The 11,303-nt window shown below is 41.8% G+C and carries 7 protein-coding genes and 1 pseudogene; 4 read left to right on the top strand and 4 right to left on the bottom strand.

What is annotated here, in order from left to right:
* Nucleotides 1-216: 216 nt before the first annotated feature.
* Genes AACQ83_RS12160 through AACQ83_RS12150 form a run of 3 tightly spaced genes read right to left on the bottom strand, consistent with a single transcriptional unit; the run spans nt 217 to nt 5,614 of the window.
* Nucleotides 217-2,067, bottom strand: coding sequence for a type I polyketide synthase (locus tag AACQ83_RS12160; protein WP_112877913.1), 1,851 nt, complete (start codon nt 2,065-2,067; stop codon nt 217-219).
* On the bottom strand, nt 2,060-3,607 hold the full coding sequence (locus AACQ83_RS12155) for a biotin/lipoyl-containing protein (RefSeq protein WP_112877912.1): 1,548 nt from the start codon (nt 3,605-3,607) through the stop codon (nt 2,060-2,062). Before AACQ83_RS12155 ends, AACQ83_RS12160 begins: the two co-directional genes overlap by 8 nt.
* A 9-nt stretch (nt 3,608-3,616) precedes the next feature.
* Complete coding sequence (locus AACQ83_RS12150) at nt 3,617-5,614, bottom strand: dehydrogenase E1 component subunit alpha/beta (RefSeq protein ID WP_240000786.1); 1,998 nt, start codon at nt 5,612-5,614, stop codon at nt 3,617-3,619.
* A gap of 1,502 nt (nt 5,615-7,116) precedes the next feature.
* On the opposite strand from AACQ83_RS12150, the gene AACQ83_RS12145 reads away from it, so the two are divergent.
* Together AACQ83_RS12145 and AACQ83_RS12140 are read left to right on the top strand one after the other, a co-directional pair.
* Entirely contained in the window at nt 7,117-8,502 is a 1,386-nt protein-coding gene (locus AACQ83_RS12145; RefSeq protein ID WP_112877909.1) for a carbohydrate porin, read from the top strand.
* Nucleotides 8,503-8,601: 99 nt separating this feature from the next.
* A complete protein-coding gene (locus AACQ83_RS12140) occupies nt 8,602-8,901 on the top strand; it encodes a helix-turn-helix domain-containing protein (protein WP_112877908.1) in 300 nt (99 codons plus the stop codon).
* Nucleotides 8,902-8,976: 75 nt separating this feature from the next.
* Here the strand turns inward: AACQ83_RS12140 and AACQ83_RS24635 are convergent.
* A pseudogene (locus AACQ83_RS24635) lies at nt 8,977-9,177 on the bottom strand (transposase); the annotation flags it as partial.
* A gap of 826 nt (nt 9,178-10,003) precedes the next feature.
* Between AACQ83_RS24635 and AACQ83_RS12135 the strand changes: the two are divergent.
* Together AACQ83_RS12135 and AACQ83_RS12130 are read left to right on the top strand one after the other, a co-directional pair.
* Nucleotides 10,004-10,192 (top strand): hypothetical protein, encoded by a 189-nt coding sequence (locus tag AACQ83_RS12135; protein ID WP_112877907.1) that lies wholly within the window; start codon nt 10,004-10,006, stop codon nt 10,190-10,192.
* Nucleotides 10,193-10,478: 286 nt separating this feature from the next.
* Nucleotides 10,479-11,297 (top strand): 2OG-Fe dioxygenase family protein, encoded by an 819-nt coding sequence (locus tag AACQ83_RS12130; RefSeq protein ID WP_112877906.1) that lies wholly within the window; start codon nt 10,479-10,481, stop codon nt 11,295-11,297.
* Nucleotides 11,298-11,303: the final 6 nt, after the last annotated feature.

Genomic DNA, 11,303 nt, shown 5'->3' with positions numbered 1-11,303 from the left:
TATTAGCTTGAACATCTATATCGTAACGGAAAGGTGTTTTTCTTGGTATAACCCTTGGCCTCCACCCGCATAGCGGGGGGTTTTATGTTTAAGAAGCTTACGCTACTTAAACTGGCTAAAGCCATAACAAAAGAAACCCCACAACCTCTGCCGAGATTGTGGGGTTTCTACAATTATTTCATCATGCTCTCTGGTTTTCCTGTCTCGCTTCACTGCCTACTGTTTTGCAACCACGGATTCATTGTGAGGTAACCAGTAACGCCGATGTTCAAAAGCATATTTGGGTAATCGAATACGCAACGGTTTCTGCCCGGAAGGCCAGCAGGTACGCCAATCTATATCCTGACCTCGTAACCATAAAAATCGAGAGTCATCCTCTGCCATATGAAGCCATTGATCTTCTTTAGTTGAAGCAGACGAAGCAAAGTCCCGTAGCTGCTTCAGAAGATCCTGCCGTGATGTTGCAACAAATAATGCCCGATAAGATAACGCTGCCCTACCAAACTGTAATGTCCAGCTAACCGCTGGCAGTTCAATGCCTTCATCGTTCTCAATAAAATCCCCTAGCATAGCCACCATTTTTTGTAACGATGCCTGGCTATTAGCCGAGATGGGATAATAATACCCCTCTAAATTGGCTTTAATCTGTTGCTGCACTTGAGTTGGCGCCTCTTCCAGAATGACATGTGAATTGCTGCCACCCAATCCAAAAGAGCTAAGTCCAGCGAAACGTTTTTGCCCTATCCCAACCTGCCAAGGATTTTCCTCTGTAGCCAGTTGTAAACGCGAACCCACACTATCAATTTCAGGATTCAAACGCTGAAACGCGGCGCTAGGTACAATAGATTTATGCTGCAACATTAATAAAACTTTAACGATGCCAGCTAACCCCGCAGCGCCTTCTAAATGCCCAATGTTGGCTTTTACTGAACCAATATAGCAAGGTTGTGGCGTTTCTCCTGATTCATCACGATTAAAGACTTCATTAAGCGCATTAAATTCTATGGGATCACCCAACGAGGTTCCCGTTCCATGTGCTTCAAGGTAACTGATTTGTTCCGCAGAAATTCCAGCCTGTAGCAAGCAATCTTTAACCAACGCAATTTGCTGCTCAGGATTAGGTGAAGTCAATGAATTAGCACGTCCGCCATGATTGACTGCCGATGCCCGAACGTATCCATAAATCGGATCCCGATCCTCTAAGGCCTGTTTTTGCGTTTTCAAGAATAGACAGACAGCCCCTTCACCACGGACAAAACCATTAGCATCCGCGTCAAAAACCCTACAACAGCCATCTTTAGATAACATTCCCGCCCGGTAATAAGCAGCCATGTTGAATGTGTTGCTCAATAGGTTAACGCTGCCAACTATCGCCTGTTGGCATTCCCCTGAACGCAATGAATTCACCGCTTGAGTCAGTGCCGTCAATCCACTTGAACACGCGGTATCAATTTGCAAACTTGGACCAATAAAGTTGTAATAAAATGACAATCTATTAGCCAGAAGGCAATTCAGTGTCCCTGTCGTTGCATAAGCATTTGCCATCGCCATATCGGCCGCAACAAGTTCACGATAATCATTACTGCACGAACCAATAAAAACACCCGTCTTTGATCCTGAATAGCCAAGCGGATTGGCGCCACTATCTTCGATCGCTTGCCAGGTCAGCTCTAATAGCATTCTCTGTTGCGGATCCATCATGGCCGCAACTCGCGGAGAAATACCAAAGAATGGCGCATCAAAACCATCAATACTATTGAGTAACCCCGCTTTCAGGGCTTTTTTAGGTAACGGAATGACGTAAGGTTTTCCGGATGCAAACCGCTGCTCTGGAATCTCTTCTATCACACTGCGTCCAGATCTTAAGATCTCCCACATCTGCTCTGGAGAATCTTCCGCCCCAGGAAGTCGGAAAGCCATGCCCACAATAGCAATAGGCATCTGTTTCGTATCACCCGCACTACTTACTGAGGAAGTCATGGAACTTAAATGCTCCAACAAGGCAGATTTAGCTATCCGTTGTTCATCCGGACTAAGCGAATGATATATGTGATACAGATTATCCATGCTTTCCTCCTTCTATGAGGCGCTGTAACCTTAATGCTGCTTCGCCATCAAGACTACGCATCGCATTAATAAAGTCATCTAAGGAATGTTTATTCTCAGTCAGTTCAGTTTTGGAAACGTCCAGATATTCAATCAATCGATGCGGCGAGCTATAACGCCAGAACAGCGTCGGCGATAATTTTCGACGAAAATGCGCCGACATCAACTCTGCAAGTTTTACTGCCTTGAGCGAATCAATGCCCAAATCAGCCCAAGTGCGCTGCATCATTGATTCAGTAAAATCTTCGTCCCAATTCAGGAAATCCGCCAGCAGCGTGCGTAATTGCCCGGAAACCGATTTACCTGATTTACCTTCTATCTGATGCGCGGTAGATCGTGGCCCAGACAGAACACGAACCTGAGTAATAATCTCGGTAATAAATTCAGACGCCTCTACCCCATTGAGCAGATAATGATTAAATGCCAGAACGAGGTTCATCTCTTTGTTGTGAGGCGCACCGATGAACAATGTTGACTGAGATGGCGGCACAATAACAGGTACAGCAAAGGTAGCACCATCGTTGCCGGTATACGAGATCATCATAGGAACATCAATATCAACGGGCAGTTTTTCCACATCGGGATCAAGAACACCATTCAAGTGTTGCCTGAACTCAAAAAAGCTCATGGTCTGCGTTTCCGGTACTTTTAACGAGCTCAAATCGCCTTTTTCATCCAGAAAAGCAATACCCAAGTTGATATCCGTATAAGTGTGATAACGCTCTTGATCCAGCGCTCTCGAACGCAACATCGGGAATTTTTTCAATGCCTGAGAAATCGCATAAGTGATGACCTGAAATGGCGTTATCCATTCCTGTTGCCCGGAGGTTTCCGTTAAATGATGAATGGCGTTATCAACAAGCTCAATCGGTAGTGGTTTAGCTGCCCAACAAGGTTGTACCGTAGCACTATTTAACCGTATTGCACGATTAAGACGCTGCTGATCTCTGGACAGAAAACCCACATTGTCATTTTCTGCATTGCTCTTTTCTGACGGCTTAGTTTCACGGTACTGCTGGAGGTAATCATCTATATGACCAGGCAATAATGTCCCATGTTTTTCCGCCAGTTGGCTAAGAATGTGCGGCTCAATTTGGTGTTCTTGTGCGTACTGACGGGTTTTTGGCGGAATACGCGCAGGAGGAGCGGATACTTCTGGAGCCGCCTCCACTTTCTCTATTTTTTCTACTTCCTCCGCCACTCTCTCCATTTTCTCCGGCGGAGGCGTTAACTCTTCACTGACAGAGGAAGGCTCTGCCATCTCTCCAACAGCTCTGATGACTGCAATAGGCGATCCAACAGGGATAATATCATTTTCCGCCGCCAACCATTTTTCCAAGATCCCCTCAACATCAGACTCAATAGTAAAGGCGGCCTTATCCGTCTCCATTTCATAAACAGGTTCATCACGCTTGACATGATCCCCCACCTGCTTAAGTAACTGGATGATGACGACTTCAGTGGTTCCTTCTCCCATCGGGGGAATAAGCAACTGTGCCATAAGTTCTCCTTAGCTCATTACCGCATAGACGGAGGCCAAAATGTCATCCGTGCCGGGTAAAACAGCTTTCTCTAAACAAGGATTAAAAGGAATATGAATATCTTCACGCGTCACCAAGCGCGGAGGTGCCAATAAAGAGAAGAAATTGTCATTCTCATCCAAAATATCAGCAATAATGGATGCACCAACACTGGCCGTCCGGGTATCCTCCTGTACAACGATAAGCCGCCCGGTTTTGCGTAAAGATTCCGCAATCCGTTGTTTATCCCAAGGTACCAGACTACGTAATTCAATCACTTCAATGTCAATATTGTCTTTTTCCGCCTGAAGAGCTGCCATAGTCGCAAGTTGAATCGTATTTCCCCAAGCAACCAGTGTAATATCTTTTCCTGCCCTGACGATATTTGCCTGCCCAAGCGACACCGGACTCACCAACCGACGCTCATGGCGCTCTCTCATAAGGTGTTTAGGGATCAGGATCAGACTCGGCATATCCAGACTTAACGCGGTACGGAACAATGCGACGGTATCAGCCGGTGTCGTTGGAACAAGAACGTTAATACCGGGAATATGCGCCAGGATACCGTCCGAGCTTTGGCTGTGCCATATACCGCCGCCAGGGAGATAAGCGCCATAAGGAGCATATATCACTACCGGACAGCGCCATTTTCCTACCGTTCTCCAACTTAAAGTGCCAAGTTGTGACTGTAACTGATTGAGACCTAGCCCAACAAAGTCAATAAATTGCAGTTCAACAATCGGACGCCAACCACAGGCGGACAATCCAACAGACGAGCCAATAATTGTGGCTTCTGAAAGGGGAGCATTAATAACACGATCAGGATAGCGAGTGGATAAGCCACGGGTGAAACCAAAAACACCACCTTTAGGATCTTCAATATCCTCACCAAATAGCAGCACATTCGGATGCTGACTCAATGCCTCGTCCAAAACCTGATTTACCGCTTTGACCTGTGTCTCTTCGGCTTCCATCTCAACATGTACGGTAGGCGTTCCTTCACGATTGCATAAATAGGTACTGACACTTGCAGGATCCGGCTCTTCTTCGTAGTAAACACGCTCAAATATTTCCGCGACATCCGCTTTAATGCGCTCTTTTTGTTCAGCCAGAGCTTGCTCAGTAATCGCTCCTTTTTCCTTTAAATAAGCGACATAATTTTCAATAGGATCCTGTAGTACCTCCAGTTCATCCGGGGTACGGTACAGTTTGTGAGAATCTGAATTGGAATGAGAATCTAACCGATCCATACGACAAACCAATATGCAGGGAGTCCGCTCAAATCTCGCCTTATTGAATACCTCCTGTGCAACAGGAAACAAAGTTTCCGGTTTGCGGGCATCAACACGGCGAATCAAACACTCGTTAAATATTCCCAACCGATACGGCGCCATCTTCTCCGTTGAGGTACTAATACCCAATTTATTATCGGAAACCACAAAGACTACCGGCAAACGCCTTTCAACTGCAAAGCTGACCGCTTCATAAAATTCTCCCTGCCGAGTCGCCGCATCGCCGACACCACACACGACAAGCCCATTTTTATTGTCCAACACGCTTGCCCAGGCGGCTCCAGCCGCGGGAATACATTGGGTTCCGGTCAAGCTGACTACCGAGAAGATATTATGCTCTTTGGAGCAGAAATGATTCGACATGGTTCGGCCGGCCGAGTGAGAAGTGGCCTTACCCATAAGTTCCCTTGTCATTTCAACAATAGACATACCACGCGCTAATACTAATGCCCGATCACGATAGTAAGGAACCAGTACATCATTCTTTTCCATAAGCTGAGGCAACACAGCCAACCCTTCATGTCCAGCAGCCGACACATGGAACCAAGCTCGACCTTGTCGTGTGACTATCGCACTACGATTATCAAATTCCCGTGACAGCAGCATGTCATAAAGTAACTTTTGCTCATCCAAACAATCATTAATTGAAGGGCTGTGTTCCTTAAGAGGTACTTCATTGATCTGTACGTCTATCACTCTCTTTTTCCTCACAAATAGTTAACGTGGTAGTTGTCGTTATTGCGCTTAATGCTTGATAAAAAAGCGAATACGGGGTAGTCCCGTTCATGATTACTTGAGAGACTATAGATCCCGATATAAGAAGTGAATGTAGGGCTATTGCCTACACGAATTGCAAAAGACAGAGGTATACGGTCACAATTTTTAATTACGTTTATACCCGTCATCTTTCAAGTTGCCTCTTTGTTGGCTGCACTCACTCACCCCGGTCACATAGTTCGCTATGCTCCCGGGGATTCGCTCCCTTGCCGTCGCGATGCATCTTGAAATCCATTGGGTATATACACCTAACATAGGGGGAAAAATTATCTCCATAACCAGAAATAGTTTCGGTCGTCATGGTATTCCCTAAATTTTTATCATTGTCCTGAACATAATGTGACACCATTTAAAAAACTCCAACCGATGAACAACCGCCATTCGTTAAGAGTAGGGCCAACAAGCACCGGCATTTCCATGATTACAATACAATATAATCACAATACAATTAAAAAATAGGTTCTTACCTATATCTTTGAGCTCTGCAATGATAAGACATAGGAATAATTCATTACTTTGCTAAATTATTTTGATAATCAGATTTTTTCGACAAGCTTTTCATTAGGTATTTTTATGTTTAACCAAGACATAGCCTCAATAATAACACGTATTATATCAATCGAACTTGAGCCTTTATGCTCACATTAGAATTCATTATGTTTTGTGATGAATATCAATAATGACCTCCTCATATCAAACAATAGATAAAGCTGAATTGACGACATCATCCAGCATCAATCCTGATATTTTATAAAAATTTAGCTTATTATCTCTTATGTTTTATCATAAAAAAAACTGTAGTAATGCGGGAATGATCACAAAAAGGGTAGCAAAAAATTTAACTATATGATTATTATGAAGTTATCATCCCAAACAGCGCTGATATTATAATGCAATCAGTAGGATATCAACATATAAAAATATATTTCATAACCTTTTGAATATATTACCAATCATTCAAATAGTAAATTTAAAAAATGATAAGATAAAATATAATTCCCAACAGATTGATTTTAATGAATTTATCTCTATAAATAATAGAATCAAATGTATCATTTCCACACTTCGAAAAATGATTAATTCATGCAATTATTTCTACTTCAGATACTCTTTCTCATTTCAAATAACAACAACTTTGACAGCCCCCTTTGTTTAACATTGACAAACAATTCCAGCACTTTCGTACCATGCCAATCATTCCTGTTGATCTTGAAAACGCAACCTTGACCACTCGGTGGTGGAAATCCATTCCACCGTTACTTATCTTTCATACCGAATTTGAGTATTCGATCACAATAGCTTTATCTGGTTAGTAGAGTTGATTGCGATCTGCTAATCAACTCAATTATCTTTTAGCCCAAAAACCAGCTTGATAATTTAACTACGATATAATAACTCATATCCCAAAAGGGTAGCATATCATGAAAAACCTTCACTATCTGATTGTCACACCAGGATTAATATTTTCAGCCTCTGCCCTTGCTTCACCCACCAATAGCATCGAGGCACGCCTGGATGCACTGGAGCAGCGACTGCAACAAGCAGAAGCACGAGCCACTGCCGCCGAGCAACGCGCGCAGCAACTAGAACAGTGCGCTATCGAAACCAAACAACAGACCATACAAATAGCACAAAGCACCACTCCGCTGGAAAACAGTGCTTCATCAACCAGCAACTTGAAATTGAATGATTTTGGCGATCTAAAATTGTACGGCGATGTAGAATTCAATCTCGATAGCGCCAGCCGAACCGGTCAGCTTACTTCACTTAAAACCAGCGATAATAAAGACTGGAAACCTGGCGACAAAGAGCGTTGGAATGTTAATGGCCGCATTTTGATCGGGCTGGACGGTTACCGCCGTGATCAAAACAACAACTTTGCCGGCTTTAGAGTGCAACCATTAGCAGACATGACTGGCAAAATGAATCTCGACGACGCCGCTTTTTTCTTCGGCAATGAGAAAAACTGGCAGGTAAAAATCGGGCGTTTTGAAGCTTACGATATGTTCCCACTCAACCAAGATACTTTTATTCAGTATTCTGGTAATACCGCCAATGATTTGTATGCCGATGGTTTCGGCTATATCTACATGATGAAAGAAGGACGTGGCCGCAGTAACAGCGGGGGCAACTTGATGCTGAGCAAATACGCTGGCAACTGGTATTTCGAACTCAATACTCTACTTGAAGATGGCACTTCGCTATTCCGAGATAACACTTACCACGGCAACACACTGGAAAATAAAAAAAATGTCGCCTATTTGCGCCCGGTAGCAGCCTGGAAAAAAGATCAGTTTAGTGCAGCCATAGCGATGGAGAGTAATGTCGTCAATAACGCCTATGGCTACCAGAATAATCAAGGGCAATGGGTCGATCAATCCAGACGCAATGGTTACGGCATGACATTAAATTGGAACGGTCTGGAGACCGATCCTGATGATGGCATTGTCGCTAACCTGAATACCGCCTATCTGGATGCCTCAGATGAACATAATTTCACTACCGGAATTAATGTGATGTGGCATCGTTTCGAACTGGGTTATATCTATGCCCATAACAATATCAAAACGTTCAATACTGACGATACAACCGCATATATTAATCACCCATTCAATGAGCCGGGTAAATACGATATAAATACCATCCATATGTCATATCAGATTCCTAATATTATGAATATGAAAAACTTTAATCTCTATCTTGGCGCCTACGTCTCTATGCTGGAAGCAAATGCCAACAACAAAATTGCCAACAGTAATAATGACCGACGCTACGGCGCACGCGCCAGATTTAAATATTTCTTCTAATTGCAAACTAATGGGTGTGCAGGACCAAGACGAGCAATGTCTCCAACTATCCACTACGGTTGGGTTCATAAAACATCTTGCGAAACTGGAAAAATAATCATGGCTACTTACAGAGAACTGTTGGCTAAAGAAAGTCCTGAAATGCAGGCACGAGTCGCGGAACGGGTCGAAGAAGCCAGTATCCAGATCGCCCTTAGCCAACTGCGTGATGAGTTAAAAATTTCACAAACAGAATTGGCCGCTGTTATAGGGGTTAAACAGCCTTCCGTTGCTCGGATGGAACAAGCTGACAATGATCCAAGGCTATCAACACTTAAGCGCTATGTGAAAGCATTGGGCGGTGAATTGAGCCTTGAGGTGACTCTTCCAACAGGTAAGCGCATAGCTTTCCACCTTTAAGGAAGAAAGTCCGCAGAGCGGACTTTCTTCAGATCATTGACAACGTGCTGTTTTTTATCCGGCACTTTGGTTTAATTAATCTCGGTTTCGTTTAAAAATAGCGATATCACAATCCCGTAAACTCAAGCTCGGTTTTTAGGTTGGAATGTATAAGCAATTAGTCCAGCGACGATTTCCAATAAAAAACCGATCTGATTACAGTGTCTTAAATGCTCTATCTGAGAAATATTTCTTGAGTTGGTCCACGACTGGTTCTATCAAAAGTTTATCCCTGAGAGATAAAGACACATCAATAATATATTACATTCTTCACCTTGATTATGTATTTTAGCATTATATTTAATCTAAAAAAAAATAAAAACAAATAACGTAGAAATATATCTCCTATTAAATTAACTTATTGAAAAAATTAATAATTATATTATAAGTACTTTTAAAGCATATTAGTTACCATTAAACACACCACGTTCAGTACCATTACCCCAATTTTATTATAATTCCCCAATTATTCATATGGTTTAAAGATCTATTTTAATCCATGTTGAGTACCAGTATTAATACTAAAATCCGTAAAACAGATAAATGGAAGATAGAATTTAATGAGTATAGTGCCGTTCCTACAAGGAATAATCAGACAAAGATCGTATTAATAAAAGATTAGCATGAAAAATTAAATCCACGTTTTCTTCCGAAGATAGTAAGAATTGATGGATATTTGAAAAATTGGCAATCTATTTATATTCAAAAAATATAAATGGCAGAATTTTATTACTGACAAGCCTTTACTAGCTAAACTGGCACTAGATAGTCCATTAATTTCTTGAGTTGATGATATACCAGATTTAAAATCAATTAAAAATAATATAATATTCTAACACCCCTTTATATGTAAATTTTTTTTGACAAATAAAAAATAAAAACCCAAGTTGACATTGTATATTCTGCGATCTATTTTCTAATTAAATTTTAATGAAAATATTTTTATTGTTAGGCTGTTTATATGATTGGCGGAAGTTACAGCAAAGGCGCTTCACCCATTAAAAAAGGGTTAAAATAATGATGTTTAATAATGAGTTAGGATTTTCGAGTCATGAAATGATCAGTGAAGAATTTAGATAAAAAAATTGACTTTACTAATCCTTATGCGCTGCTAGCCAGGGATGATAAAGGAAAGATGGATGTCAAAGTATTGTCGGAGGACGCTATTGTTTCACCCAGCAAGAAAGGCAATGCTATTGAGGTGATTAATTCACTCAAAAAACGGTTGTTATACTATAGTAGATTTGTCTAATGGCCTATTGATTTAAAACTATCTCTCTCATTTATCTAGCAATATTCTTTACTATCTGACTTGTCAGAAATTGATTGATTGATTTTGTAGATCGACAAAAAGCATGGCAATGTTGTTGTACTTACTATGCGAAATCGAGATATTCTTATTTATAGGTGTTTTTTTAAATCATTAAATATAACTAAATAATCTTTTAAGTTAATTAGTATTAACTGGTTTTTCCTAAGATATCGTAATTAATTTAATACGATGTCATCGTAGTTCACCCTAATAAAGAGATATTACAATGGGCTGGAATATATTTATTAACGCACCAGATAGTTACCGTCTTACTACCGCACATATCCGCAACAGCTTGCATCAACAAGGGTTTGCCACTTTCAATGCCACCGATCTTGACCTTTCTGACAGTGAAAAAATCGATCTTATCTCTCTGTGTGAATTATCGAAGTCACTGCCGTTAGATCGATTTGGTGAAGATGGTCGTCACCGCAGTTATTGTGAAGGAGTGTGGAGCCGTGAAACAGAAACTATTGATTGGAAAACAGGTCATCAGCAGCCAGATGGTAGTATAGAGATTGATTATCATCAGGGAAGTGAATATCAACCTGAATTTGGTGGCGTGGTACGTAAATTCCTGCGCATGCCTGATGAAATACTGAATAAAGGACTGCTTAATAAACTCATTTGGCACGATCTGAGTCTAACCGGCATGGCAGAGCATTATTCCCGTTTGCTGTGTGGTGTACATTTGATCCGAATGCAAGCACTACCTGGTAAACCGGCAAAAATTACGCCTAACTGTTTCCATCGTGATGGTCAGCCGTTCACCGCTGTACATTTGATTGAACGTTACAATGTCGAAGGCGGTGCAACGCATATCGCGCCGCCTTTTTATGCAAATTGCCAGCTTGAAGAAGTCCCTGCTCATAAGATAACTCGCTTTACCCTTAATGATCCCCTTGATAGCTACATCATCGACGATGCAGCGATTTGTCATTACATCAATCCCGTAACTTGCGATGAAAACTCCAGCGTTGGAGTCCGTACTATCATTCTGATTGATTTCACCCCGCTAGAACAGAGTGACACGTGTTCCCAGTAGCGCTTT

Origin of the sequence: Photorhabdus sp. S10-54, assembly GCF_963878145.1 — a bacterium.
GTDB classification, from domain to species: Bacteria; Pseudomonadota; Gammaproteobacteria; order Enterobacterales; family Enterobacteriaceae; genus Photorhabdus; species Photorhabdus kayaii.
The sequence above is the reverse complement of the archived record's forward strand: the minus strand, read 5'-3'. Positions and strand labels throughout refer to the sequence as shown.

What these genes read in the sequence shown, in the direction of transcription:
- AACQ83_RS12160 (WP_112877913.1), bottom strand. Translation starts at nt 2,067, where the DNA reads ATGGATAATCTGTATCACATATATCATTCGCTTAGTCCGGATGAACAA.
- AACQ83_RS12145 (WP_112877909.1), top strand. Translation starts at nt 7,117, where the DNA reads ATGAAAAACCTTCACTATCTGATTGTCACACCAGGATTAATATTTTCA.
- AACQ83_RS12155 (WP_112877912.1), bottom strand. Translation starts at nt 3,607, where the DNA reads ATGGCACAGTTGCTTATTCCCCCGATGGGAGAAGGAACCACTGAAGTC.
- AACQ83_RS12140 (WP_112877908.1), top strand. Translation starts at nt 8,602, where the DNA reads ATGGCTACTTACAGAGAACTGTTGGCTAAAGAAAGTCCTGAAATGCAG.
- AACQ83_RS12130 (WP_112877906.1), top strand. Translation starts at nt 10,479, where the DNA reads ATGGGCTGGAATATATTTATTAACGCACCAGATAGTTACCGTCTTACT.